We start from the raw sequence: 24,692 nt of genomic DNA on the forward strand, positions 1-24,692 counted from the left end.
AATCAGGATGCCGCGGCGCTCTTTTTGGGGCGCGGCACTGCTGTTTTGGGAATCTGCACCGCGGCTTGGGCTGCGGCCAATCTTGCGATCGGCACCCGGTAGGGCGAGCACGACACATAGTCGAGGCCGACCTCTTCGCAGAAGCGGATCGAGGCCGGATCGCCGCCATGTTCGCCGCATATGCCGAGCTTGATGTCGGGCCGCGTCGCCCTGCCCTTCTCGGCAGCCATGCGCACCAGTTCGCCGACGCCCTCGATGTCGAGCGAGACGAACGGGTCCTGCTCGATGATACCTTTCTGCCGATAGGTCTCGAGGAAGGATGCCGCATCGTCGCGCGAGATGCCGAAGGTGGTCTGGGTGAGATCGTTGGTGCCGAAGGAGAAGAACTCGGCCGTAGCGGCGATGACGTGGGCGCGGATCGCCGCGCGCGGAAGCTCGATCATCGTGCCGGTGAGATAGTCGATCTTGACGCCGGTCTCGTCCATGACAGCCTTGGCGACCGCATCGATGCGCGCCTTGACGTAGTCGAGCTCCTTCACCAGGCCGACCAGCGGCACCATGATCTCGGGAACGACCAGCGCGCCGGCTTTCTTGCCGGCCTCGACGGCTGCCTCGAAAATGGCGCGCGCCTGCATCTCGGCGATCTCGGGATAGGAGACGGCGAGACGGCAGCCGCGATGGCCGAGCATCGGGTTGAACTCGTGCAAGGCTTCGGTGCGCTGCCTGAGCTTGTCGGGCGAGACGTTCATGGCGGCGGCGACCTCCGCCACCTCCGCTTCCGTCTTGGGCAGGAATTCGTGCAGCGGCGGATCGAGCAGCCGGATCGTCACCGGCAGGCCGGCCATGATCTCGAACAGTTCGAGGAAATCCGAGCGCTGCATCGGCAACAGCTTGGCAAGTGCGGTGCGGCGGTCCTTCTCGGTATCGGCCAGGATCATCTCGCGCATGGCGACGATACGCTCGCCGTCGAAGAACATGTGCTCGGTGCGGCAGAGACCGATGCCTTCGGCGCCGAAGGAGCGCGCCATGCGCGCATCGAGCGGCGTCTCGGCATTGGTGCGCACCTTCATGCGGCGCACCGCATCGGCCCATTCCATGATGGCGGCGAAATCGCCCGACAGTTCCGGCTGCAGCATCGACACGGCGCCCTTCAGCACCTGGCCGTTGCTACCATCGATGGTGATGATGTCGCCCTTGCGGAAGGTCTGGCCCATCGACATCAGCGTGCCGGCCTTGTAGTCGACACGCAGCGAGCCGGCGCCCGAAACGCAAGGCTTGCCCATGCCGCGCGCGACCACGGCGGCGTGGCTGGTCATGCCGCCGCGCGTGGTCAGGATGCCTTCTGAAGCATGCATGCCGTGAATGTCTTCGGGGCTGGTTTCGATGCGCACCAGGATTGCCTTGCGACCTTGCGTCTTCAGATCCTCGGCATCGGCGGACGAGAAGACGATCTCGCCGGTCGCGGCGCCCGGAGAAGCCGGCAGGCCGACGCCGATGACATCGCGCGCGGCCTTGGGGTCGATGGTAGGATGCAACAGCTGATCGAGCGAGGCGGGATCGATGCGGGCGACCGCCTCCTCCGTCGTGATCAGCTTGTCGCGCGCCATTTCGACGGCAATCTTCAGCGCCGCCTTGGCGGTGCGCTTGCCGGAACGCGTCTGCAGCATCCACAATTTGCCGCGCTCGATGGTGAATTCGAGATCCTGCATGTCGCGGTAGTGCTGTTCCAGGCGGTCGGAGATGTCGACGAAGGACCGGAACGCGTCCGGCATCAGTTTCTGCAGCGACGGCTTGTCGGAGCCGGCGGCGATGCGCGCCGCCTCGGTGATGTTTTGCGGCGTGCGGATGCCGGCTACGACATCCTCGCCCTGCGCGTTCACCAGGAATTCGCCATAGAGCATCTTTTCGCCGGTCGAGGGGTTGCGCGTGAAGGCGACGCCGGTGGCCGACGTCTCGCCCATATTGCCGAACACCATGGCCTGGACATTGACCGCCGTGCCCCAGCTTTCCGGGATGTCGTGCAGGCGCCGGTAGGTGATGGCGCGGTTGTTCATCCAGCTGGAAAACACCGCGCCGATCGCCCCCCACAGCTGCTCGTGCGGGTCCTGTGGAAACGGCCTGTCGAGCTCCTCCTCGACCTTGGCCTTGTAGAGGGCAATGACGCTCTGCCATTCCTGCGCTGTCAGTTCGGTGTCGAGCTCGTGGCCGAGGCTCGCCTTCTGGTCCTCGAGGATTTCCTCGAACACTTCGTGGTCGAGACCCATGACGACATCGGAATACATCTGGATGAAGCGGCGGTAGCTGTCATAGGCAAAGCGGGCATCGCCGGAATCGGCTGCCAGCGCCTCGACCGTCTCGTCATTGAGGCCGAGATTGAGCACGGTGTCCATCATGCCCGGCATCGAGGCCCTGGCCCCGGAGCGGACCGAGACCAGAAGCAGCTTCGACGGATCGCCGAAACGGCGCCCGGTCAGTTGCCCGATATGGTCCAGCGCCTTGACGACATCGGCCTGCAACGCGGCCGGATAGCTGTTGCCGTTGGCGTAATAGGCGTTGCAGACTTCGGTGGTGAGCGTAAAGCCCGGCGGCACCGGCAGGCCAAGACTGCACATCTCGGCCAGATTGGCGCCTTTGCCGCCGAGAAGGTTGCGGTCGCCCGCACGTCCTTCCGCGGCGCCATCGCCGAAGGTGTAGACCCATTTGGTCATGCTCGCCCTCCAAGTTCTCGGAAGATTAGAACCCCGGGGCCAAGACCCGGTTCCCCCGCGCTCCGACCCGAGCGTTATTATGCTGCAGTGCGAAAGGCAAGGTGTGGCAGCGAAGCCCGGCGACTACAATCGATTAAGCAAAAGCTGCGTCGAAAAGACTTGCCGGATCGCTGCCCAGGATATAGAACATATAGGGAACAAGTTGGGAGCAGCGTGATGAAACTCAACGGAAAACTCGACTATCTCGAACTGCCCGCGACCGGCGCGACGCTGGACAGCGTCAAGGCTTTCTACAGCGCCGCCTTCTCGTGGTCGTTCACCGATTACGGGCCGACCTATTCGGCCTTCGGCGAAGGGCTCGATGGCGGCTTCCAGGCCGATGCGGCGGAGGCGCCGGCGAAACCATTGCCGGTGCTCTATTCGCAGGATCTGGAAGCAACGCTCGACGTTGTCGAAAGCGCCGGCGGCACGATCGTCAAGCCGATATTCTCGTTCCCGGGCGGCAGGCGGTTCCATTTCACCGATCCCGCTGGCAACGAGTTGGCGGTCTGGGGCGAATAGCGCGCCCCCGCGCCAAGCGGTGGATCAGTTTTGCACAGTGGCCAACTCGGCATTGAGCTTTCGTGCCGCTCGTCCTATAAGGCCGCGCGCAACGGGCAAAGCTCGCTTGCTGGGGCGTCGCCAAGTGGTAAGGCATCGGTTTTTGGTACCGACATTCCCAGGTTCGAATCCTGGCGCCCCAGCCAAATCACATGCCTTTGGAATCAATGATTTACCGACCTTATCGATGGCTGCCGTCAGGAGCTATCTGACTCCCACGCGACCCCGACTCCGTTGACAGAGCCGGGGCCGTGCGGAGAGGATCAGTAATCGTTGTCGTCCTGGATGACGACGGGATGATGCCGATGATGTCGATAATGGCGATGATGGCTGCGCTCGATCGAGCCGGTCACGATGACCGTATCCCGGCGATGATGTCTGCGGCCGTGGTCGTAGAAGGCAACCGTGCCGTGTCTGCGGTGATGAAGGCGTTGACCCTGGTCATTGATGACCTTTACGCTCCTGTGATGATGTCGATGGTGGGTCGTGATGACCACGTCAGCTTCGGCTGCCGGAGCTATCGTCGGCATGGCAATGAACAGCGCCAAGGCGCTCACGATCATTGTTTTCATTGTAATATCTCCACCTGCTAATTATCCCTTCGCGGGGATAACCGCGTCCCATCCCTTTGGTTCCGAGTAGCGTCGTCGGTCCACGGGCGCGATCAGTGACGGCTGCTCCCGCGCAACACGGCGTGTGAAGGAAGGAATTGCGACAACAGCTCTTGTTGGCAAATTCTGGTGAGCACGCCCTTTCAAGCCGGCCACCAAGGTTACGCAACTCGACAAAGCAGCGCTGCGCACGACCATTCTATGTCGTCGCGTTCGATCTCCTTTATGTGACGGGAAACACTTGTCTTGCGAGGAGGACTGTCGGCACAACTTTTCAGATTTACGAGAATACGACCAATCAGGCCATCTTAGATCGCCTAAGTCGGGCCGTCTCAGATCCCGTAAGAAAGTGCAAGGTAAACCACCGGCGCCAAGATCAGCAGAACCGCGATTCCGATAACCACTGCGATTGCCAGGCGCTCTGTTCGCCTGACAAGTTCAGCGACGTTGTCGTCGTCAGCCGATGGTATGAGGTCAAGAACGGAAGAAACTTCCGCAGGACTGTCGTTGTCGTTTGCGGGTCGGGTGGCGCCGTCACGCACAGATCTCTGGACAAAGGTCACTGTTAGCCTCGCTATTGAAACGCACGCGTTGGCGGTGTCACGACAATCGGGTGCCCGCTAACCTCTCAGGGATGGCGGGCACCCGATTGACCACCGATGAAGGGACTCATGCTCGGCAGCCCGGTTCCAATGCATCGGGAGGGCATAGGTTGCCCGCCTTCAGGCCTATGGCTCCGACGTCAGGACTTCAGTCATACCCTGTTCGGACCTTGGTCTGGCAATCGACGAAGCGATGGCCGCCATTTTGTTTCGACGCAGAAAATGCGGGAACATTAGTAGGCTCTTACGAGTTCACTCCCAGCAACTAGTTCGGGAGAGATACGGTGAACAACATAATCTGGCTCATCGGAGCAGTCGTTATCGTGATTGCGATACTGAGCTTCCTGGGCTTCCGATAAACGTGGCAGCTGAATTGCGGTCGGAGCCTATTGCCATCTGTGCCTTATAGGCATCGCTTTCGCGTTGGCCGGGCGCTTTGCATGTGGGCTTTGGCGTTCGCTCTCAGGTGGCGCTTAAATTCCTTCTCTTCGAACCTTACAGAATGCGCGTCGCAAGCAGGTCGCAAGGGCGACGGTCCTGTTGCAACAGTCGGATCGAGGCCATCGCCGACGAAATCAACAAAGCATGCTGCGTCAGCTCGCCTCGCGCATCGCCTCGGCGGCCTGCAGATCGACCGAGACCAGTTGGCTGACGCCCTGCTCGGCCATGGTCACGCCGAACAGGCGGTTCATGCGCGCCATCGTGATCGGGTTGTGGGTGATGATGACGAAGCGCGTCTCGGTGGTCGCGGCCATTTCGTCCATAAGGTTGCAGAAGCGCTCGACATTGTGATCGTCGAGCGGCGCGTCGACTTCGTCGAGCACGCAGATCGGCGCCGGATTGGTCAGGAACACGGCAAATATCAGCGACATCGCCGTCAGTGCCTGCTCGCCGCCGGACAGCAGCGTCATGGTCTGCGGCTTCTTGCCGGGCGGACGTGCCAGGATTTCGAGCCCGGCTTCGAGCGGGTCGTCGGATTCGATCAGCTGCAGTTCGGCCGTGCCGCCACCGAACAGATGCGAGAACAGCCGCTGGAAATGGCCGTTGACCACCTCGAAAGCGGCAAGCAGCCGTTCGCGGCCTTCGCGGTTCAGGCTCTGGATCGCTTGCCTGAGCTTGCGGATCGCCTCGATGATGTCCTCGCGCTCGGAGACGATGGTCTCCAGCCGGTCCGACAATTCCTTCTGCTCTTCCTCGGCGCGCAGATTGACGGCGCCGAGCCGCTCGCGCTCAACCTTCAGCCGGTCGAGCTGGCGCTCGATCTCGGCCATTTCCGGCATCGGGCTGTCGGCTTCCAGGCCAGTATGGCGAATGACCAGATGCGGCGGCGTGTTCAGCGTTTCCTGGATGCGCGCCTCGACCTCGAGCCGGCGCTCATCGGCGGCGGTCAATCGCTCTTCGGCGCGGACGCGGGTTTCGCGGGAATCGGCCAGCGACTGGATGGCCGCGGTGGCGGCCTTGTCCAGCTCGGCCTGCTTGTTCTCGGCCTCCTGCAAACGGTCGGCGGCCGCCTTGCGCAAGGTCTCGGCCTCGGTCAGCTGCGACATCAGCGCGCGCCGCCTGGCGTCGATCTCGTCGGGGGCGTCGGCCAGCGTTTCGCGCTCGGCCTCGGCCTCGGCCCTGCGCTCGCCCAGCGAGGCAATCTGCGTCGAGGCGTTTTCGGCCCGCTGCAACCAGTTGCTGCGCTCGGCGCCGATGGCGTCGAGCCGGCGCGTGCGCGCCTCGGCTTCGCGGCGCAGGCCTTCATGGACGGCGCGCGCGTCGGCCAAGGTTGCGCGGTCCCTGCCGACATTGGCGGCGGATTGTTCAAGCTGCAATTGCAGGTCGCCGAGATCGGGGGCGTCCTGCAGCAGCATTTCGGCCTCGGCGAAGGCGGCGGCCGTTTCTTCATGGCTGTCGACGATTCGTGCGCGCGCCTCGTCCAGGGCGGCGCGGCGGCTTGCCAGCTCGCCACCGGCCTTTTCGGCCTCGGCCAGCGCGCTGCGGGCGGCGTCCAGGCCGTGCTGGGCATCGCGCCCGGCCTGGCGGGCATTGCGTTCGGCCTCACTCGCCTGGCGGAGTGCATGTTCGGCCTGGGCAAGGGCAGCCTCTGCCTCGCGCATGATCTGCGTCGCCTGCACCGCCTCGGCATCGAGCTCGGCCAGCCGGTTCTTCTGCGCCAGCCTTTGCGCGGCCGCGGTCGGTGCATCGGCGCTGGCGGTCAGCCCGTCCCAGCGCCACAGCGCGCCGTCACGGCTGACCAGCCGCTGGCCGGGGGCAAGCAGCGTCTGCAGGCGTTTGCCGTCGGCGGCATCGACGATGCCGATCTGCGCCAACCGGCGGGCAAGCTGCGAAGGCGCGCGCACCACGCTGGCGAGGCTCTTGAGGCCTTCCGGCAAGGCCGCATCGCCTGGTTGAACCTGGCTTTCGCCCCAGTGCACCGGCGCGCTGCGGTCGAGCGGCACGTCGAGATCCTCGCCAAGCGCAGCACCAAGGGCCGTCTCATGGCCGCGTTCGACGCTGAGTTGCTCCAGCACCGACGGGAAAAGATCGCCGCTGGCGGCATTGAGGATCTTGGCCAGCGTGCGGGCTTCGGTCTCGATGCCGGCGAGTTCGGCCCTGGCATCCTGCAGCGGCGGACGGGCGGCACTCTCGGTGGCGCGCGCCTCGGCGACCGCCTGTTCGGCAGCAATGGCGCCGGCCTCGGCCTCCTCCAACCGGGCGAGCGCGTCCTCGACCAGAGCGCGCTTCTCGGCGGGATCGGGCAAGCCCGCAACCTTCGACATAATCTCGGACAATTCGCGGTCGACATCGGCCAGATGGCGGGCAAAGCGATCGCGGCGTTCGGCGTTTTCGCGCAGCGTGCGTTCGATCTGATTGCGCGCGGCGGCGGCCTCGGCGCGTTCGGCGGTTAGCGCAGCGAGCTTGGCTTCGCTCTGCGAGAGCGTTGTGCCGGCCTGCTCGAAAGCGGCCCGCGTCGTGGCCTCGCGTTCGGCGGCGCCGGCATTTTCGGAATTGAGCGTGGCTTCTTCCTCGCGCAGGCGCTCAAGAATATCCGCATTGTCGCGGACCATGCGCTCCTCGCGGGCGATGTCGCCGTCGAGCTGCTGCAGCCGGCGCTCCAGTTCGGCCTGGCGGGCGCGGATGCGGCCAGCCTCCTCCTCGATCTGAGCCTTGGCGATCGACAGGCGCTGGAAGGCGGCAGCCGCGGCGGCCTCGGCATCGCGCAGATCGGGCAGCCGGTGGGCGCCGATGCCTTGCTCACGGGCGGCAGCCATCTGGGCGGCGGCGCGGTCGCCGACCAGAGCTGTGGCAACCGCCAATGCCGAACGCGCATCGCCCTCCTGGGTTTTGGCCAAAGTCCAGCGCAGATGCAAGAGCGTGGCTTCCGCCTTGCGGATATCGGCCGACAGGTTCTTGAAGCGCGATGCCTGGCGCGCCTGGCGCTTAAGGCTTTCGATCTGGCTCTCCAGTTCGCCGACGACATCGTCCAGCCGTTCCAGATTTTGTTCGGCCGCCTTCAGCCGAAGCTCGGCCTCGTGACGGCGCGTGTGCAGGCCGGAAATGCCGGCGGCCTCTTCGAGCAGCGCGCGGCGCGCCTGCGGCTTGGCCTGGATCAGTTCGCCGATACGGCCCTGTCCGACCATGGAAGGCGAGCGCGCGCCGGTCGACTGGTCGGCGAACAGAAGCTGCACGTCCTTGGCGCGGGCTTCCTTGCCGTTGATGCGGTAGAGCGAGCCGGCTTCGCGCTCGATTCGGCGCGACACTTGCAATTCATCGGCGTCGTTGAAGGCGGCGGGCGCGGTCCGGTCGCTATTGTCGAGGAACAGCGTGACTTCGGCGGTGTTGCGGGCCGGGCGCGTTCCCGAGCCGGAAAAGATCACGTCGTCCATGCCGGACGCGCGCATGTTCTTGTACGAGCTTTCGCCCATCACCCAGCGCATCGCCTCGACAAGGTTCGACTTGCCGCAGCCATTCGGCCCGACAATGCCGGTCAGGCCACGTTCGATGACGAACTCGCCGGGTTCGACGAAGGACTTGAAGCCGAGGAGGCGAAGGCGCGAAAACTTCATTCGCGCCTGCCTGGAAGGCACAAAGGTGCGCTGACGCCGAAGCGCAGTCGCTCCGGCGCCGCCTGGACGTCAGAGCAGAGGGTCGATGATGGCCGATATTTCCTCAATCGACATCGCACCTTTGTAGGTTTTCCCGTTGATGAAGAAGGTCGGTGTCGAGTCGACCTTGAATTCATCGGCGCCGCGCTTCTGGACCGATCTCACATCGTCCAGAAGTTTCTGGTCCGTCAAGCAGGCCTCGAAGGACTCCTGTGTAAAACCGGCGAGCTTGGAGATCTGCAGCAGCGCATCCTTGGTATTGTTGACGCCGACCCAGTTGGCCTGCTGCTTGAACAGCACGTCGACCATCGGGAAATAATTGTCCTTCGAACAGCGCGCCAGCATGAAACCGGCCTCGGCGCTCGGATCGAACGGGAATTCGCGCAGGATGTAACGCGCCTTGCCGGTGTCGATGTATTTGGTCTTCAACTCAGGGAAGGTGGTCGCGGCGAAATGCGCACAATGCGGGCAGGTCATCGAAGCATATTCGACGATGGTGACCTTGGCGTCATCCTTGCCGAGCTGCTTGTCGGGCAAAGCGCCGGGCTTCAGCAGTTCGGCCATGTCGACATTGCCGGAAGACTCCGGGACCTTGACGGCGGCCGGAGTGGCAGGCGTCGAAGCAGGCACCGCGGGAGCCGCAGGCTTCACATCCGCTGCTTTGGCATCCTCGCCTGAATCGCTGCATGCGGCGAGCATAGCCACTGCCGGAATGACGGCCAGCGAAGACAGGAGGTTTCTGCGGGACAAGCTACGGTTCATGCGAATCACCTGACTGTGGTTTGATTTTGCAACGCAAAGGCTAGAAAAGGCGAGAGTTGGCGGGAATTAAGGCATCGCCGTCCCCATTCCAATCGCCAAACTCTACATGCAGGATCACGAATGCGCGAGATAGATGACGCGTTCATGACCGACTGATTGCCGGTTGATTACCTTGGCCGCTTCCTTTGGCCAAGAATTGTGGCGCCAAGACGCTCCAGCGAGGCGCGCAAGCCTTCATCCTCGATCTTGCCGACGGTATCCGACAATTTGGCCTTTTCGACAGAAGTCAGTGCTCTCGGCGTCGGTTTCGGCCGGGCTTTGTCCCTCAGCACCGGCTTTTGCACGATCCGGATCCTGCCGATCGCGTTGAAGCCGAGAAAGGCATTGACGCGGTTGATGATCTCGCCGGTCTCGTGCTGTAGGTGCAGCGCGGCCATGCCCTCGCAGGCGATGACCAGCACCGCCGGCTCGAACGGATCGTCCTCATGCATGCGGCGCGGCCACTGGATTTTTTCGGGGCGCGAATGGCCGGCGAGCCTGGGGCCGGCGATCTCTTCCCATGACTGCACCAGCCCGATCGAAATGCCGGCCCGCTTGCGCAGCACGGGGTCGAGGATCGCGGTCGCGAGATCGCTCACCGGAACGGGATTGCCGTAAGGCGTTCTCCCTGCCATGTACGTTCTCCAGCCACGCTCCTCACCAGCCTAGAGCCAGCCCGCGATCAATGGCACTGCACGAACAGACCCGCAAGGCCGCATCCGGACCAACTCTATCGGGAGAGATCGCCGCGCGTCTGCTTGCCTGGTACGACGCGCACCATCGCGAACTGCCGTGGCGGATCACGCCGCACGCCGCGGCCGGCGGTGCACGGCCGGACCCCTATCGCATCTGGCTTTCGGAAGTGATGCTGCAGCAGACCACGGTCGAAGCGGTAAAATCCTATTTTCGCGCCTTTGTCGAGAAATGGCCTGATGTGAAGGCGCTGGCGGCTGCGCCGGCCGAGGATGTGATGAAGGCCTGGGCCGGGCTCGGCTATTATTCACGGGCGCGCAACCTCAAGGCCTGCGCCGATCTGGTTGCGAGCCAGGGCGGCCGTTTTCCCGACAACGAAACGGGATTGAGGGAATTGCCGGGGATCGGCGCCTATACGGCGGCGGCGATCGCGGCGATCGCCTTCGACCGTCCGGCGGCGGTCGTCGACGGCAATGTCGAACGTGTCATCTCGCGGCTCTATTCGATCGCAACGCCGCTCAGCGAGGCAAAGCCTGAAATCCGCGCGCTCGTCGCAAGACTGGTTCCGCAGACAAGGCCGGGCGATTTCGCCCAGGCGATGATGGACCTCGGCGCTACGATCTGCGCGCCAAGACGGCCGCGCTGCATGCTGTGCCCGGTGCGCGAGGATTGCAGCGCCATCCTGTCCGGCGACCCCGAGCGCTTCCCGGTCCGCCTGCCCAAGGTCGACAAACCACTCAGGCGGGGTGCCGCCTTCGTCGCCGAGCGCGGCGACGGCGCCATCCTGTTGCGCAAGCGGCCTGACAAGGGCCTGCTCGGCGGCATGACCGAGGTGCCGACCACAGGTTGGACAGCGCGGATCGACGGTGCAACCACTTCGGAGGCAGCGCCCTTCCCTGCCGACTGGCGGCGCGCTGGAGAGATCGCGCATGTCTTCACCCATTTCGCGCTCGAGCTCGAAGTCTTTCACGCTCAAGTGAAAAGTGATGCGCCGGAAGGGCATTTCTGGTCGCTGGCCCATGACATTTCCGGAGAAGCGCTGCCGACGGTCATGAAAAAGGTCATCGAAGCAGCGATACCGGGCGCAACCAAAAAGCACCGCCCCATTGACTAGCATTCGCTTTGAAAGGCCAGAAATGACTGAAATCCGCCATATCGTGTTCGACATCGGCCGCGTCTTGCTCCACTACGATCCGAACATTCCGTTCAGCCGCCTCATTCCCGATGCCGAAGAGCGCAAGTGGTTCTTCGACAATGTCTGCACGCATGACTGGAACATCGAGCAGGACCGTGGCCGGACGTGGGAAGAGGCGGAAGCGCTGCTGATCGCGGATTACCCGGATCATGCTGAAAACATTCGCAATTTCCGACGCTATTGGAACGACATGGTGCCGCATGCCTATGAGGACAGCGTCGCCATCATGCTCGGCCTGATCGAGAGCGGCCACGACGTGACCATGCTGACGAACTTCGCCGCCGACACACTTGCCGAGGCAAGACTGCGCTTCGATTTCCTCAGCCGCCCGCGCGGCGTGACCGTGTCGGCCGATATCCGTGAGATCAAGCCCGACCGCGCCATCTACGACCATCACGTCGCCGCGTTCGGTCTCGAACCGTCAGCCACGCTGTTCATCGACGACAGCCCCAGAAATGTCGATGGCGCCAGGGCCGCCGGCTGGCAGTCGGTGCTGTTCACGGATGCAAAAACGCTGCGGGCAGATCTTGCGGGGTATGGGATCGCGGTGTGAATGCGCGGAGGGCCGAAGTAACGCTCTACGGCGCCCCCCTCTGGCCTGCCGGCCATCTCCCCCTCAAGGGGGGAGATCAGCAGCCGCTGCGGCCGTTCTCACCTTGCAAGATCAAAAATTGGCGAAAGCGTTGATGACAGCAATCTCCCCCCTTGAGGGGGAGATGCCCGGCAGGGCAGAGGGGGGCCGTCGTAGAGCGCCGAATTTAAACCTTGAATCTCAAGCCCCTGCGCGCTCCATACCGAGCCTGGCGATGCGGCGCAGTTCGTCGATCGGGGTCAGGCCGCCCGAGCGCTCATAGTGCCAGAAGGTCCAGCCGTTGCAGGCGTCCAGGCCCTGCACTTCGGCGCCGATCTTGTGGATCGAGCCGGCGCTGTCACCGATGGCAACCGTGCCGTCGGCGCGTACCTTGGCCGACCAGCGCTTCTTGGCATCGTAAAGCGTGGCGCCGGGCTGCATAAGCCCGGTATCGATGAGGCTGACAAAGGCGACGCGCGGCTCGGCGCGCTTGCCGGTGAGCACGGCGAGATCGGCGCTTTCCAGCGGCCGCACCGCATCGATGCGCTCATTGGCGGCGTCGATATAGGCCTGTTCGCGCTCGATGCCGACGAAATGGCGGCCAAGCCGCTTGGCCACGGCGCCGGTGGTGCCGGAGCCGAAAAACGGGTCGAGCACGATGTCGCCCGGCTTGGTCGAGGCCATCATGATGCGGGCGAGCAGCGCTTCCGGCTTCTGCGTCGGATGCAGCTTGTCGCCATTGTCGTTCTTCAGCCGCTCGCCGCCAGTGCAGATCGGGAACAGCCAGTCGGAGCGCATCTGGATGTCGTCGTTCGATGCCTTCATCGCTTCGTAATTGAAGGTGTAGCCCTTGCCCTTCTGGTCGCGCGAGGCCCAGATCATGGTCTCATGCGCGTTCTGGAAGCGGCGACCGCGGAAATTCGGCATTGGGTTGGTCTTGCGCCAGACGACATCGTTGAGGATCCAGAAGCCGAGATCCTGCATCTTGGCGCCGACGCGGAAGATGTTGTGGTAGGAGCCGATGACCCAGATGGTGCCATTCGGCTTCAGCACGCGGCGTGCCGCCAGGAGCCAGGCGCGGGTGAAGGCGTCATAGGCCTCGAAACTCTCGAACTGGTCCCAGTCATCGTCGACGGCGTCGACCTTGGACTGGTCGGGCCGGTGCAAATCGCCGTCGAGCTGCAGATTGTAAGGCGGATCGGCGAAGATGACGTCGATGGATTTTTCCGGCAGCCGGTCGAGCGCGGCGACACAATCGCCCTTGAGGATCGTGTCCAGCCACTCGGATTGCTGGGGGGCGTGGGAGAGGTCGGCGAGAAGACGCACGGCAGACATTTTTACACCCAAGGCACGCGTTACTGTTTACTCCCCGTTATGGTTACCGATCAGCGTAAATATTCGGTGAAGGACGCAACGGTCCAGGCAGCCCTGACGTCGTCAATTTGCGCAGCCCGGCCCGTTGGTGTATGTCGCGCCGCTTGAGCCTTGCCGGGCCTCCATCACCCTCCTCGTTCGGATTGCCATGCCCCAGCCAGATCTTGTCATCTTCGATTGCGACGGCGTGCTCGTCGATTCCGAAATCATCGCAGCCCGCGTCGAGGCCGAATTGCTGACCTTGGCCGGATATGAAATTTCGGCTGAGGAATACGCCGAAACCTATGCCGGACTGACCTTCAAGGACATCATGATGCGGGTCGAGCAAAAATCCGCCATCCCGTTCCAGGCCTCGATGATCGACCGGGCCGAAGAGCTGGTCGACCGCAAACTGCGCAGCGACGTGCGCGCCATCGACGGCGTGCGCGAGGCGGTCGCCGCGGTCACCGCGCCGCGCTGCGTCTGCTCGAACTCACGCTTGGAGCGGATCGAGTTCATGCTCGAGAAAGTGGGCCTGCTGCCGTTCTTCGCCGGCCGGATTTTTTCAGCGCTGGAAGTACCAAGCAAGAAAACCAAGCCCGCGCCGGATGTGTTCCTGATCGCGGCGGAGCAACTCAACGCCAATCCGGCAAACACCTTCGTCATCGAGGATTCGGTGCACGGCGTCACCGGCGCCAGGGCCGCCGGCATGCGCGTGATCGGCTTCACCGGCGCCGCGCACAGCTATCCCGGCCATGCCGATGTGCTGACCGAAGCCGGAGCCGAAACCGTCATCCGCCGCTGGGCCGAACTGAAAAGTGTGATTGCCGCTCTGTCGGAGTGGTCGGACGCCTGAACCGATCAGTCCTTGGCTTTGGCCGACCTGGCCGGTTTCTTCTTAGCCCTGTTGTAGGCAATCGCGGCGCGGACGAGCGCTTTCAGCGCATCCGCATCGATCACGTCGCCCTCCGACACATCGATGGCGCGCCACACCTTGCCGTTGAGCCCGTTGTTGAACAGCCTGTCGGGATCCGGCAGGCTGGCACCGTGAGAAAAGGTCAGCTTCACCTTGTCCTTGTGAGCGTTGCCGACGGCGATCATGCCGTCGCGTGACCATACCGGGCTGCCCATCCACTTCCACTCCTCGATGATTTCCGGGTCGGCGTCGAGGATGGTCTTGCGCAGGCTGGCCAACGTCTTGCCCCGCCAATCGTCCAGCTCCCGGATTCGGGCATCTATCCGCTCGGAGGCAGAGGCGCCTCCCTCGTCCTTGCTCGACATGCTGATCTTCATGGTCTGCCTCCGTTCACATCTTCTCGCCGGGCAATCGGCTGGCCTGCTTCACCCAGGAGGCGAAGCGGGCTTCGTCGATCTCTTCGCCTTCATGGATGTCGAGATAGCGCACTTCCTTTTGCCTGGAACCGCCGGGAGGCACAGGATCGAGCGACGTGCCGCGAAAGAAGGCGACTTTGACGTATCTGGTGAAGCAATGCAGGCTGAGGAACCAACCGTCGCCCTCGATGCCATAGAACGGTGAGTTCCACTTCACCGCCTTGCAGACGCCGGGGAAGGCGCTGACGATAAGTGCGTCGATCCGGCACCCGACATCGCTTTTCCAGCCCGGCATGGCGGCAATATATGCCTGCACCGGAGCGTCCCCATAGACCTTAGGGATCTGCGGGTTGCCGCCCGAAAGCAGGACCGGCTTTTCCGGCTTGTCTGGGGCCGGTTTTGCGACCTTCGATTTTCCCGGCGCCTTGGCCATGTCCTACCCTTGCGCGCCCTGCTCGCCACGCGATCTCGCGACGTAAGGCAGCACGAACATGTAGAGGCCGCTGAACAGCAGCAGGAATAGCGGCAGCAGCGGCGAATAGACCACCCAGGCCGGAGGTTGCCCGAACGCCATGGTGATGAAATTGGCTGCCACGGTCAGCGTGAAGATGATCGACAGCCAACGATGGGTTTGACGTATCCATTTGCTCAAGTTCATTGCAACTTCCTCTTGAACCAGCGCCTACCAACGCGCCAGTTGGGTGATCTGGATGAGATTGCCGCAGCTGTCGTTGAGCTGGGCGATGGTCGAGCCGGTCACTTCTGTCGGCGCCATGGCGAACGCACCGCCGCGTCCCTTGATGCGCTCGTAATCACCCTTGACGTCGTCGGTGAACAGCATGAGCGCGGGCTGCCCCTGCTTGAAGATGGCCTGCTGGTAGGCCTTGGCGGCCGGGTTGTCGTTGAGCGCCAGCTGTAGCTCGGCTCCCTCGGGCTCATCGGGTGAGATGACGGTCAGCCAACGAAAAGCCCCATTGCTGAAGTCGGCCTTCACAGCAAAGCCCAGCACGTCGGTGTAGAAGCGCAGTGCGTTGTCCTGGTTGTCCACATAGACGCTGGTCAGCTTGATCTTCATCGATTTCCTCCTTTTTGCATTCGGTGCCCCGCGATCAGGGCATGGTACCGGCAGGCTTCAATCCGGCTTCGCCAGGACCTGCTCCAGCTTGGTGAGGAATTGCTGCCACCCGGCCCTGGCGCCGCCATAGGCCTGCTTCTGGCTCGGATGGAAGCCCGACTGCTCGACGCGCAGATGGGTTCCCGAGCTCGTGGGTGTGAGCGTGAACGTCACCACGCTCTTCAGATTGTAGGCGGCATCCTCATGCGCAAAATCCCAGCTGTAGGACAGCGTCCTGTTTTGCTCGATGGCCAGCACCTCGCAGTCGAGCACGCCGCCCCAGTCGCCGCGAAGATTGAAGCTGTGGCCGACGACAGGCTTGAAATCGTTCTTCATGAGCCAATCCTCCATCAGATGCGGCTGCGTCAACGCGCGCCAGATCTTCTCCGCCGGCCAGGATATTTCACGTTCGACGACGACGGTGCGCAGTTCGGGATTGCTCACTGGTCCATCCTTTTCAGCAGGTTCTCGAGATCATCGAAGCGGCTCTCCCAGAATCCTGTCATTTGAACTGTCCAGTCGGTCAGCGGACCAAGTGCCTCGGGCTGCGCGCTGTAGTGGGTCTGGCGTCCGGCGTGGCGGTCACGCACCAGGCCGGCCAGCTTCAGGACGCCGAGATGCTTCGACACCGCCGGTTGCGAGACCCCGGACTGCGCCGTCAGCGCCCCCACGGTCTGCTCACCTTGGCGGCACAAGCGCTCGAAGATGGCCCGCCGGGTCGGGTCGGCAAGCGTTCTGAACAAAGTATCGTGGGCGTCCGGCATCGGGATCAATAACCTGCGAGCTATTGATTGACGTATAACCGCCGGGATATGGATGAGTCAAGTGCGCTGGCGGAATGGATCGAGATTAAAGCGCAGACGCGACCTGCCGCAGGCGCACGCCTGCAGGATTACGATCGGATCGTTTGGATCTTTCAAAGAGTTGACCGGCACCGTCGCAGCAGCGACGGCGCCCAGGCGCTTAGTTCGTCGCCGGAGCGCGCTTCTTTTTCTTGCCGGACTTCTTGTCCACCGCCGCCGGCGCGGTGTCGTCATAGCCGGCATAGACAGTGTAATCCCGGGCGGAGGGTTCGGGCACGACGACGTTGGGATCGGTGAACACGAACTGGGTGGCGGTCGAGGGATCGCTGACCTGGATCTGATAGGGGTGGATCTGCGAATAAAGCACGTCGGGGCCGTGCATGACGGCAATGCGGATCGGCATGGTGATGGTGCCGGGGGCGAACAGCGGTCCCGGCACGATCTTGCCGGCAACGCCAACCTTCATCGTCAACTGGCCGTTGGCACGGCTGCAATCGCGGCTCACATCGCTGATCGAGGCCTGGTAGATGATCTTGGCCGGATCCTTGTTCGGATCGACGATGGAGCCGTCAGGCGCCGTCTGCGCGGCGGCAGCGGCCTCGGCATCCTGTGTTGCATCAGCCTTTTTCTTTTTCGGCTGCGGCGCGCCCTTGGCGTAGGTATTGAAGTATGCGGTGCCGTCACGCACCGTCACTTTCGGGCAGTAGGCCTGCAACTGGCTGGCGAGAACCTTGGGATCCTGAGGCGGTATTGGCGCATTCGGGTCGGTCTTCTTGCCGAAACCGAGATTGAGGATGCCATTGTCGCTCGATTGGCAACCGGCGGCGGCAAGCATAAAGCCGGTTAGCGCCAGACCCGCGACAAAGCGACGGTTGAACTTATGAAACGCCATGAAACTGCACTTCCCTCTCGCAAAGTTGGTGACGTATAGCAACGCCACGGCAAAAATGCGACTGAGGCGGCTCGGAAAATTAACCAATTGCCGTGGATGAAACCGGCGGCAGCAATGGACCTTTGACGATGCGCTATGTGAGTACCCGCGGGGATGCGCCCGTGCTTGGATTTGCCGATGCGGTGCTGGCGGGGCTGGCCCGCGACGGCGGGCTTTATGTGCCGCAGACATGGCCGCAGTTTTCGGCAGCCGAGATCCGCGCCATGCGCGGCCTGCCCTATGCGGACCTCGCCATCCGCGTGCTGACGCCCTTCCTCGGCGGCGAGATCGCCGCACCCGTCTTCGAGCGCCTGGTGCGAGAAGCCTATGCCAACTTCCGCCACCGGGCCGTCTGCCCGCTGGTGCAGACCGGCGCCAACACGTTCATCCTCGAGCTCTTCCACGGTCCGACGCTGGCCTTCAAGGACGTTGCCATGCAGCTGCTTGCCCGGCTGATGGACCATGTACTGACTGAGCGTGGCCAGCGCGCCACCATCGTCGGCGCGACCTCGGGTGACACTGGCGGCGCCGCCATCGATGCCTTCGCCGGCCGCGACCGAACTGACATTTTCGTGATGTTCCCGCATGGCCGCGTCTCGCCGGTGCAGCAGCGGCAGATGACGACATCGACTGCCGCCAACGTCCAGGCGCTGGCGATCGAAGGCAATTTCGACGATTGCCAGGGCCTGCTGAAGGATATGTTCAACGATCATCGTTTTCGTGATCGCGTGTCGCTGTCGGGCGTCAATTCGATCAACTGGGCCCGCATCATGGCCCAGATCGTCTATTATTTTTCCTCGGCGCTTTCGCTCGGCGCGCCGGACAGGCCGGTCTCCTTTACCGTGCCGACCGGCAATTTCGGCGATATTTTCGCCGGTTACGCCGCCAAGAATATGGGCCTGCCGATCGAGCGGCTGATCGTCGCCACCAACGACAACGACATATTGGCGCGCACTTTCGCGACCGGTGAATACCGCACCAAGGGTGTGTTTGCGACGACGTCGCCATCGATGGACATCCAGGTATCGTCGAACTTCGAGCGACTGCTGTTCGAGGCCTGCGACCGTAACGCAGAGACGGTGCGGCGTTACATGGCCGGCCTCAAGCAATCCGGCGCCTTCACCATCGAAACCGCAGAAATCGACCGGATGCGGTCCGAATTCGACGCCGGACGCGCTGATATGGACGAGGTTGCCGCCACCATCCGTTCAACGCTCGAATCCAGCAATTATCTGCTCGATCCGCACACGGCCGCGGCCGTGCATGTCGCCGCCGGCAAGGCTGAGGGTGCAGTGCCGATGGTGGTGCTGGGCACGGCGCACCCGGCCAAGTTCCCGGCCGCGGTCGAAGCCGCCTGCGGCGTGTCGCCGGCCCTGCCGGCATGGCTGGGGTCCTTGATGTCAGCCGACGAAAAGTACACGGTACTTCCATCCGACCTGAAAATGGTGGAAGATTACGTGAGCAGCCACTCAAGGGCAGCGCGTTAGGGAGTACTTGCTATATGGGTGTTGAGGTAAGCCGTCTGTCGAACGGCCTGACAGTCGCCACCGAAACCCTTCCAAGCCTCGAATCCGTTGCCCTTGGCGCCTGGGTCAAGTCCGGCGCCCGCAATGAGCGTGACGACGAGCACGGAATGGCCCATCTGCTCGAGCATATGGCCTTCAAGGGTACGAAAAGGCGGACGGCCTTCGAGATCGCCTCGGAAATCGAGGATGTCGGCGGCGAGATCAATGCCGCCACATCAGTCGAGACGACGTCCTATTACGCCAGGGTGCTGTCCGACGATGTGCCGCTGGCGGTGGATATCCTTGCCGATATCCTGCAGGAGTCCGAATTCGACCCGGAGGAACTGGAGCGCGAGCAGCATGTGATCCTGCAGGAGATCGGCGCCGCGCACGACACGCCCGACGACATCGTCTTCGACCGTTTCACCGAGACCGCCTTCCGCCACCAGACGATCGGCCGCTCGATCCTCGGCACGCCGGAAACCGTCAAATCCTTCACCTCCAAACAGCTGCATGATTTCATCGAGCGCCAGTATGGCGCCGAGAAGATGGTGATCGTGGCGGCCGGCGACATCAAGCATGACAATTTCGTGCGCGAGGTCGAAAAACAGCTCGGCGGTTTCCGCAGCAAGTCCGACAGCACGATGCCCCAATATGCGCAGTATGTCGGAGGCGATTTCCGCGAAGATCGCGACCTGATGGACGCGCAGATCGTGCTCGGCTTCGAAGGCCGAGCCTATCATGTGCGCGATTTCTACGCTTCGCAGGTGCTGTCGATGATCCTCGGCGGCGGCATGTCGTCCCGGCTGTTCCAGGAGGTCCGCGAAAAGCGTGGCCTGTGCTATTCGGTCTATGCCTTCCACTGGGGTTTTTCCGATACCGGCATCTTCGGCGTTCATGCCGCGACCGGGCAGAGCGACATTGCCGAACTGGTTCCGGTCATTATCGACGAGCTGCAGAAGGCCGGCGAGAATATCCTTCAGGAAGAGCTCGACCGCGCCCGCGCGCAATACCGCGCCGGCCTGATCATGTCGGCTGAAAGCCCGGCCAGCCGCGCCTCGCAGATCGCCAGGCAGTTGCTTCTGTTCGGCCGGCCGATCGCCAAGGAGGAGTTGATGGAACGGCTGTCGGCGCTGACCGTCGAGCGGCTGACCGACCTGTCGTCACGGCTGTTTTCGACCAAGCCGACGCTGACTGCGGTTGGACCGGTGGGTACGCTCGCGCCCTATGAGGCGATTCTCGATTCGCTTGCGGGCACGCACACCACGGCCCGCAAGCTCGCCGTCTAAGCCTTCAAGCGCCGGTGTTCGCGCTCCCTTTCTTTCGCCGTGACCTGCCGGCACTGAAAGGCGACCGGGTCATGCTGCGCGTGCCCTACACCAACGACTATCGCGAATGGTCGGCGGTGCGCGGCGAAAGCCGTGCCTTCCTCGAACCGTGGGAGCCCCGCTGGACGCCCGATGAACTCGACCGCACCGCCTGGCGGCTGCGCATCGGCCGCTACCGCGAAGACTATGCGCAGGGAACCGCCATCGCCTTCTTCATCTTCGAGAAGGCGAGCGGCAAGCTTGCAGGCGGCATTACGCTCGGCAATATCCGCCACGGCGTCTCGCAAAGCGGCCATGTCGGCTACTGGATCGGGGAGCGGTTCGGCGGCCGCGGCCTGATGACCGACGCGGTCAAGGTGGTCTGCCGCTTCGCCTTCGATACGCTGAGGTTGCACCGGATCGAAGCTGCCTGTATTCCCGACAATGTCCGGTCGATCCGCGTGCTTGAAAAAGCCGGATTCCGGCGCGAAGGACTTCTGCGATCCTACCTCAGGATCAACGGCATCTGGCAGGACCACTACCTCTACGCCCGGATCGCGGACGATCCGCCGGGCGCTGGAACGAAGGACTGATTTTTGACGAATTTCCTGCGAAACGGGTCGCTGTTGGCCTTTTTTCTGGCGGCTGTCGTCACGCTTTGCGCGGCGCTCCCGGCCTTCGCCGTCGAACCGATCAAGATTGCCCGCGACGATGTCGCGCTCGACCTGTCGCGCGCCGTCCAGATCTACGTCAATCAGGGCGAAAACTTCCAGGTGTCGACCGCGCCCGGTCCCGACGGCATCGTGCGGCGCATCGAGGTCGAGGCCAATGACGCGCGCTCGAGCGGCGACTGGGCGGTGTTCGCGCTCGCCAACACCACCGACCAGCAGCTCGACCGGCTGATCGTGGCGCCGCATTTCAGGCTGGTGAATTCCGGCATCTTCTGGCCCGATCTCGGCGCCACCCGCATCGCCGCGATCACACCCAGCGAGGGCTTCGCGCTCGACCGCCAGTCAAGCTCCGACGCCGACGTGTTCCGGGTGACGCTGAACCCGGGAACGGTGATCACCTTCATCGCCGAACTCGCCTCGCCGAAGCTGCCGCAGGTCTATCTATGGGAGCCGGAAGCCTACAAGGACTCGGTCAATTCCTATACGCTGTTCCGCGGCATCGTCATCGGCATTGCCGGCCTTCTGGCGCTGTTCCTGACAATTCTGTTCGTGGTCAAGGGAACCTCGATGTTTCCGGCGACAGCCGCACTTGCGTGGGCGGTACTTGCCTATATCTGCGTCGATTTCGGCTTTCTAAACAAGATCATAGAGATATCGCCCGGGAACGAGCAGATGTGGCGGGCGGGAACGGAGGTGGCGCTTGCGGCGACCTTCGTGGTGTTCCTGTTCGCCTATCTCAACCTCAACCGATGGCACGGCCATTTCAGCTATGGCGCGCTGGTCTGGATTCTCGGCCTGGTGCTGATCGCGGGTGTGGCCATCATCGATCCGGCCGTCGCCGCCGGTATTGCCCGGCTGTCCTTTGCCGCCACCGCGCTGACCGGGCTCGGCCTCATCATCCTGCTCGGTCTTCGTGGTTACGACCGTGCGATCATGCTGGTGCCCAGTTGGGTGATGGTGCTGCTATGGCTGTGCGGGTCGTGGATGGCGATCACCGGCATGCTCGACAACGACATCGCCCAGCCGGCATTGGGCGGCGGGCTGATCCTGATCATCCTTTTGATCGGCTTCACCGTCATGCAGCATGCCTTTGCCGGCGGCGCGCTGCATCAGGGCCTGTTCTCCGATCTCGAGCGCCAGGCGCTGGCCGTCGCCGGTTCCGGCGACACGGTGTGGGACTGGGACGTGCTGCGCGACCGCGTCGTCACCAAGCCCGACGTCAGCATCCAGCTTGGCCTGGCGCCCAACAGCCTGGGGGGTGCGGCCCGCAACTGGCTGCCGGTGCTGCATGCCGACGACCGCGACACGTTCCGCACCACGCTCGACGTGGTGCTCGAACATCGGCGCGGCCGGGTCTCGCAGAATTTCCGCCTGCGCGGCGCCGACGGGCACTACCACTGGTTCTTGCTTCGGGCGCGGCCGGTGATCGGCTCGGATGGCGAAGTGATTCGCTGCGTCGGCACCATGGTCGACGTTACCGAGCAGAAAAAGTCCGAGGAAAGGCTGCTGCACGATGCCGTTCACGACAATCTGACCGGCCTGCCCAACCGCGAACTTCTGATGAACCGGCTGGAAGCCATCATCTCGATCGCGCGTACCGAAGAGAAGGTGCGCCCCACCGTCTTCGTCATCGACATCGACCGTTTCAAGCAGGTCAATGACGGGCTTGGCATCTCGGCCGGCGACACCATCCTGCTCACCATTGCGCGCCGCTTGCACCGGCTGTTGAAACCGAAGGATTCGCTGTCGCGCTTTGCCGGTGACCAGTTCGCCCTGATGCTGCTCTCCGAACAGGAACCCTCCCGCATCGCGGCGGTGGCAGACGCCATCAAGCACGCCATCAACAACCCGATCACCTTCGCCAAGCGCGAGATCGTGCTGACTGCCTCGATCGGCCTGATCACCTGGACCTCGGCGCAGACTTCGGCAGAAGACATGGTCAAGGACGCCGAGCTTGCCATGCACCAGGCCAAGCGCTTCGGCGGCGACAGGATCGAACCGTTCCGGCCGGCCTTCCGCACCGTCGGCACCGACCGGCTGCAATTCGAATCCGATCTGCGCCGCGCCATCGAGCGGCGCGAATTCACCCTTGCCTACCAGCCGATCGTGCGGCTGGAGGATGGCAGCATTGCCGGCTTCGAAGCGCTGCTGCGTTGGGACCATCCGCGCCGCGGCATGATCCCGCCGGGCGATTTCATTCCGGTCGCCGAAAGCTGCGGCCTGATCGTGCAGCTTGGGCTGTTTGCCATGCAGCAGGCGGCCGAGGACCTCGCCGGCTGGCAAAAGCAGATCGGCGACACGCCGCTGTCGGTGTCGGTCAATCTGTCCAGCCGCCAGCTGATCCGCCGCGACCTGGTCAGCGATGTCCGCTCGGTCATCGCGCGCGCCAATCTGAAGCCGCGCTGCTTCCGGCTCGAACTTACCGAATCGCTGGTCATGGACAATCCAGAGCAAACCTCGCATGTGCTGACCAAGCTCAAACAGCTCGGCATCGGCCTGTCGCTGGACGATTTCGGCACCGGCTATTCCTCGCTCGCCTATCTGACCCGCTTCCCCTTCGACACCATCAAGATCGACAAGAGCTTCGTCGACGACGCGACGCCGAAGCGGGCGGTGCTGCTCAAATCCATGGTCAACATGGCGCATGAACTCGGCCTGTCGGTGGTGGCCGAGGGCATCTCCGACGAAAGCGATGCGCTGGAACTGCGCCAGATGGGCTGCGAATATGTGCAAAGCTTCATGTTCGGCGCGCCGATGCCAGGCGACCAGGTGCTGAAGGCGTTGAAAGAGCAGTACCCGATGACGCAGGCGTGATGGGTGAGGCATGCGTCGTGCAGGCGCGTGGTTACATTGGAATGAACCCCTAAAATTAGCTGAAGCGACCGCGCCTTCGTCATCCTGGGGTGAAGCAAGGAGCGCAGCGACGCAGCGCAGACCCTAGGATGACGAAAGTGGCGGGCGGCTTCGGCTAGTCGCGAAGGTTCGGCGGAACGTCGGCAAATGCGAGGCCTCAGGCGTGCCCCGCGGCCAGGCTCAGATGCGCCAGATCAATCCCGATCGATGCCAGGATGCGGTCGTATTTGCGCTCGATGTCGGCGTCGAACAGAAGCTCGGGCGTCGCCGGACAGGTCAGCCAGCCATTCTCGGCGATCTCGGTTTCCAGCTGGCCGGCGCCCCAGCCGGAATAGCCGAGCGCCATCAATGCGCGCCGCGGGCCGCGGCCGGACGAGATGGCGCGCAATATGTCGACCGTCGCGGTCAGGCAGATATCGTCGGAGACGGTGAGCGAGGATTCCACCCGGTAGTCGCCCGAGTGCAGGACGAAGCCGCGGCTGCGGTCGACGGGGCCGCCATTGCGCACGACGAAGTCGCGAGCCTGCGCCGGCAGCCTGATCGCCTCCTGCTCGTTCATGATGCCGAGCTGCACCAGAAGATCGGGAAACAGCATCTGCTGCGTCTGGTTGATGATCAGGCCCATGGCGCCTTCATCGCTGTGCGCACAGATGTAGATGACCGAGCGCGTGAAGCGATCGTCCTTCATGCCGGGCATGGCAATCAGAAACTGGTCGTCAAGAAAGCCGCGTCCACCGGCCGTCTTTTTGTGGCGCAACAAGTCCATGGACGGGAGCGTAACGCGTTTCCGGGACGCCGAAAAGATGCGCCGCGTGCGATTCGGCCAAAGCCCAACGGTTGGAACAACGGAATCTTGACTGCGAACTTTGCTCGGCCGATTGCTTGAATCCAACTGTTCCTTGCCCGAAGGTCACGCAAATATGATACGCAGAGCGCCATGAAAACATTGCG

General features: G+C 63.2%; 22 protein-coding genes and 1 tRNA gene. 9 read left to right on the forward strand and 14 right to left on the reverse strand.

The genetic code is table 11. The features are described from left to right. Positions 1-2: 2 nt before the first annotated feature. Positions 3-2,708: a pyruvate, phosphate dikinase gene (gene ppdK, locus NKI96_RS05655; RefSeq protein ID WP_352803251.1), complete on the reverse strand. Its 2,706-nt coding sequence runs from the start codon at positions 2,706-2,708 to the stop codon at positions 3-5. 216 nt (positions 2,709-2,924) lie between these two features. Between ppdK and NKI96_RS05660 the strand changes: the two genes are divergently transcribed. After that, positions 2,925-3,269: a VOC family protein gene (locus NKI96_RS05660; protein WP_023670692.1), complete on the forward strand. Its 345-nt coding sequence runs from the start codon at positions 2,925-2,927 to the stop codon at positions 3,267-3,269. 110 nt (positions 3,270-3,379) lie between these two features. Further along, positions 3,380-3,454: transfer RNA gene (locus tag NKI96_RS05665), tRNA-Gln, on the forward strand. 117 nt (positions 3,455-3,571) lie between these two features. On the opposite strand, the gene NKI96_RS05670 is transcribed toward NKI96_RS05665, so the two are convergent. From NKI96_RS05670 to NKI96_RS05685, 4 genes are all read right to left on the reverse strand, one after another. After that, positions 3,572-3,880, reverse strand: a complete 309-nt coding sequence (locus NKI96_RS05670) for a hypothetical protein (RefSeq protein WP_023684610.1) — start codon at positions 3,878-3,880, stop codon at positions 3,572-3,574. A 1,234-nt stretch (positions 3,881-5,114) separates the two neighbouring features. Then, on the reverse strand, positions 5,115-8,573 hold the full coding sequence (gene smc / locus NKI96_RS05675) for a chromosome segregation protein SMC (RefSeq protein ID WP_352803254.1): 3,459 nt from the start codon (positions 8,571-8,573) through the stop codon (positions 5,115-5,117). 69 nt (positions 8,574-8,642) lie between these two features. Further along, the gene (locus NKI96_RS05680; protein ID WP_023687169.1) at positions 8,643-9,374 is read right to left on the reverse strand and encodes a DsbA family protein; all 732 of its coding nucleotides are present in this window, start codon (positions 9,372-9,374) and stop codon (positions 8,643-8,645) included. Between the two features lie 167 nt (positions 9,375-9,541). After that, a complete protein-coding gene (locus NKI96_RS05685) occupies positions 9,542-10,048 on the reverse strand; it encodes a DUF721 domain-containing protein (RefSeq protein WP_023687168.1) in 507 nt (168 codons plus the stop codon). Between the two features lie 50 nt (positions 10,049-10,098). On the opposite strand from NKI96_RS05685, the gene mutY reads away from it, so the two are divergent. Together mutY and NKI96_RS05695 are read left to right on the forward strand one after the other, a co-directional pair. Further along, a complete protein-coding gene (gene mutY / locus NKI96_RS05690; protein WP_023687167.1) occupies positions 10,099-11,220 on the forward strand; it encodes an A/G-specific adenine glycosylase in 1,122 nt (373 codons plus the stop codon). A 22-nt stretch (positions 11,221-11,242) separates the two neighbouring features. Next, positions 11,243-11,854 carry an HAD family hydrolase gene (locus NKI96_RS05695; RefSeq protein WP_023687166.1) on the forward strand — a complete coding sequence of 204 codons (612 nt, stop codon included), beginning with the start codon at positions 11,243-11,245 and terminating at the stop codon, positions 11,852-11,854. Between the two features lie 219 nt (positions 11,855-12,073). Here NKI96_RS05695 and NKI96_RS05700 read toward each other — a convergent pair whose 3' ends face one another. After that, positions 12,074-13,207, reverse strand: a complete 1,134-nt coding sequence (locus NKI96_RS05700) for a site-specific DNA-methyltransferase (protein ID WP_023687165.1) — start codon at positions 13,205-13,207, stop codon at positions 12,074-12,076. Positions 13,208-13,394: 187 nt separating this feature from the next. Here NKI96_RS05700 and NKI96_RS05705 point away from each other — a divergent pair, with 187 nt between their 5' ends. Further along, positions 13,395-14,081: an HAD family hydrolase gene (locus NKI96_RS05705; protein WP_023687164.1), complete on the forward strand. Its 687-nt coding sequence runs from the start codon at positions 13,395-13,397 to the stop codon at positions 14,079-14,081. A 5-nt stretch (positions 14,082-14,086) separates the two neighbouring features. Here the strand turns inward: NKI96_RS05705 and NKI96_RS05710 are convergent, their stop codons facing one another. The 7 genes from NKI96_RS05710 to NKI96_RS05740 form a co-directional block, all read right to left on the reverse strand. Beyond that, the gene (locus NKI96_RS05710; protein ID WP_245260083.1) at positions 14,087-14,518 is read right to left on the reverse strand and encodes a DUF1801 domain-containing protein; all 432 of its coding nucleotides are present in this window, start codon (positions 14,516-14,518) and stop codon (positions 14,087-14,089) included. A gap of 13 nt (positions 14,519-14,531) precedes the next feature. After that, entirely contained in the window at positions 14,532-14,990 is a 459-nt protein-coding gene (locus tag NKI96_RS05715; protein ID WP_352803259.1) for a DUF1801 domain-containing protein, read from the reverse strand. Between the two features lie 3 nt (positions 14,991-14,993). Next, entirely contained in the window at positions 14,994-15,215 is a 222-nt protein-coding gene (locus NKI96_RS05720) for a hypothetical protein (protein WP_023668396.1), read from the reverse strand. Between the two features lie 24 nt (positions 15,216-15,239). Continuing rightward, positions 15,240-15,632, reverse strand: coding sequence for a VOC family protein (locus NKI96_RS05725; RefSeq protein WP_023687162.1), 393 nt, complete (start codon positions 15,630-15,632; stop codon positions 15,240-15,242). Between the two features lie 57 nt (positions 15,633-15,689). After that, a complete protein-coding gene (locus NKI96_RS05730; RefSeq protein WP_023687161.1) occupies positions 15,690-16,115 on the reverse strand; it encodes an SRPBCC family protein in 426 nt (141 codons plus the stop codon). Continuing rightward, positions 16,112-16,435, reverse strand: a complete 324-nt coding sequence (locus NKI96_RS05735) for an ArsR/SmtB family transcription factor (RefSeq protein WP_023687160.1) — start codon at positions 16,433-16,435, stop codon at positions 16,112-16,114. The genes NKI96_RS05730 and NKI96_RS05735 overlap by 4 nt, the downstream gene beginning before the upstream one ends. A 199-nt stretch (positions 16,436-16,634) precedes the next feature. Then, a complete protein-coding gene (locus tag NKI96_RS05740) occupies positions 16,635-17,366 on the reverse strand; it encodes a hypothetical protein (RefSeq protein ID WP_023687159.1) in 732 nt (243 codons plus the stop codon). Positions 17,367-17,494: 128 nt separating this feature from the next. Between NKI96_RS05740 and thrC the strand changes: the two genes are divergently transcribed. The 4 genes from thrC to NKI96_RS05760 are packed head-to-tail and all read left to right on the forward strand — an operon-like array spanning position 17,495 to position 23,702. After that, positions 17,495-18,892 (forward strand): threonine synthase, encoded by a 1,398-nt coding sequence (thrC, locus tag NKI96_RS05745; RefSeq protein WP_352803262.1) that lies wholly within the window; start codon positions 17,495-17,497, stop codon positions 18,890-18,892. Positions 18,893-18,906: 14 nt separating this feature from the next. Further along, positions 18,907-20,199 (forward strand): M16 family metallopeptidase, encoded by a 1,293-nt coding sequence (locus NKI96_RS05750; RefSeq protein WP_023668402.1) that lies wholly within the window; start codon positions 18,907-18,909, stop codon positions 20,197-20,199. A 14-nt stretch (positions 20,200-20,213) separates the two neighbouring features. Further along, entirely contained in the window at positions 20,214-20,810 is a 597-nt protein-coding gene (locus NKI96_RS05755) for a GNAT family N-acetyltransferase (protein ID WP_023668403.1), read from the forward strand. 3 nt (positions 20,811-20,813) lie between these two features. Beyond that, a complete protein-coding gene (locus NKI96_RS05760; protein ID WP_023692066.1) occupies positions 20,814-23,702 on the forward strand; it encodes an EAL domain-containing protein in 2,889 nt (962 codons plus the stop codon). A gap of 196 nt (positions 23,703-23,898) precedes the next feature. On the opposite strand, the gene NKI96_RS05765 is transcribed toward NKI96_RS05760, so the two are convergent. Beyond that, positions 23,899-24,507, reverse strand: a complete 609-nt coding sequence (locus NKI96_RS05765; protein WP_023668405.1) for a YqgE/AlgH family protein — start codon at positions 24,505-24,507, stop codon at positions 23,899-23,901. Between the last annotated feature and the right edge of the window lie 185 nt (positions 24,508-24,692).

Origin of the sequence: Mesorhizobium sp. M0292 (assembly GCF_040321695.1) — a bacterium.
Lineage (GTDB): Bacteria > Pseudomonadota > Alphaproteobacteria > Rhizobiales > Rhizobiaceae > Mesorhizobium.

Coding starts and splice junctions, on each gene's coding strand:
- ppdK (WP_352803251.1), bottom strand. CDS start 2,708: ATGACCAAATGGGTCTACACCTTCGGCGATGGCGCCGCGGAAGGACGT.
- NKI96_RS05660 (WP_023670692.1), top strand. CDS start 2,925: ATGAAACTCAACGGAAAACTCGACTATCTCGAACTGCCCGCGACCGGC.
- NKI96_RS05670 (WP_023684610.1), bottom strand. CDS start 3,880: ATGAAAACAATGATCGTGAGCGCCTTGGCGCTGTTCATTGCCATGCCG.
- smc (WP_352803254.1), bottom strand. CDS start 8,573: ATGAAGTTTTCGCGCCTTCGCCTCCTCGGCTTCAAGTCCTTCGTCGAA.
- NKI96_RS05680 (WP_023687169.1), bottom strand. CDS start 9,374: ATGAACCGTAGCTTGTCCCGCAGAAACCTCCTGTCTTCGCTGGCCGTC.
- NKI96_RS05685 (WP_023687168.1), bottom strand. CDS start 10,048: ATGGCAGGGAGAACGCCTTACGGCAATCCCGTTCCGGTGAGCGATCTC.
- mutY (WP_023687167.1), top strand. CDS start 10,099: ATGGCACTGCACGAACAGACCCGCAAGGCCGCATCCGGACCAACTCTA.
- NKI96_RS05695 (WP_023687166.1), top strand. CDS start 11,243: ATGACTGAAATCCGCCATATCGTGTTCGACATCGGCCGCGTCTTGCTC.
- NKI96_RS05700 (WP_023687165.1), bottom strand. CDS start 13,207: ATGTCTGCCGTGCGTCTTCTCGCCGACCTCTCCCACGCCCCCCAGCAA.
- NKI96_RS05705 (WP_023687164.1), top strand. CDS start 13,395: ATGCCCCAGCCAGATCTTGTCATCTTCGATTGCGACGGCGTGCTCGTC.
- NKI96_RS05710 (WP_245260083.1), bottom strand. CDS start 14,518: ATGAAGATCAGCATGTCGAGCAAGGACGAGGGAGGCGCCTCTGCCTCC.
- NKI96_RS05715 (WP_352803259.1), bottom strand. CDS start 14,990: ATGGCCAAGGCGCCGGGAAAATCGAAGGTCGCAAAACCGGCCCCAGAC.
- NKI96_RS05720 (WP_023668396.1), bottom strand. CDS start 15,215: ATGAACTTGAGCAAATGGATACGTCAAACCCATCGTTGGCTGTCGATC.
- NKI96_RS05725 (WP_023687162.1), bottom strand. CDS start 15,632: ATGAAGATCAAGCTGACCAGCGTCTATGTGGACAACCAGGACAACGCA.
- NKI96_RS05735 (WP_023687160.1), bottom strand. CDS start 16,435: ATGCCGGACGCCCACGATACTTTGTTCAGAACGCTTGCCGACCCGACC.
- NKI96_RS05740 (WP_023687159.1), bottom strand. CDS start 17,366: ATGGCGTTTCATAAGTTCAACCGTCGCTTTGTCGCGGGTCTGGCGCTA.
- thrC (WP_352803262.1), top strand. CDS start 17,495: ATGCGCTATGTGAGTACCCGCGGGGATGCGCCCGTGCTTGGATTTGCC.
- NKI96_RS05750 (WP_023668402.1), top strand. CDS start 18,907: ATGGGTGTTGAGGTAAGCCGTCTGTCGAACGGCCTGACAGTCGCCACC.
- NKI96_RS05765 (WP_023668405.1), bottom strand. CDS start 24,507: ATGGACTTGTTGCGCCACAAAAAGACGGCCGGTGGACGCGGCTTTCTT.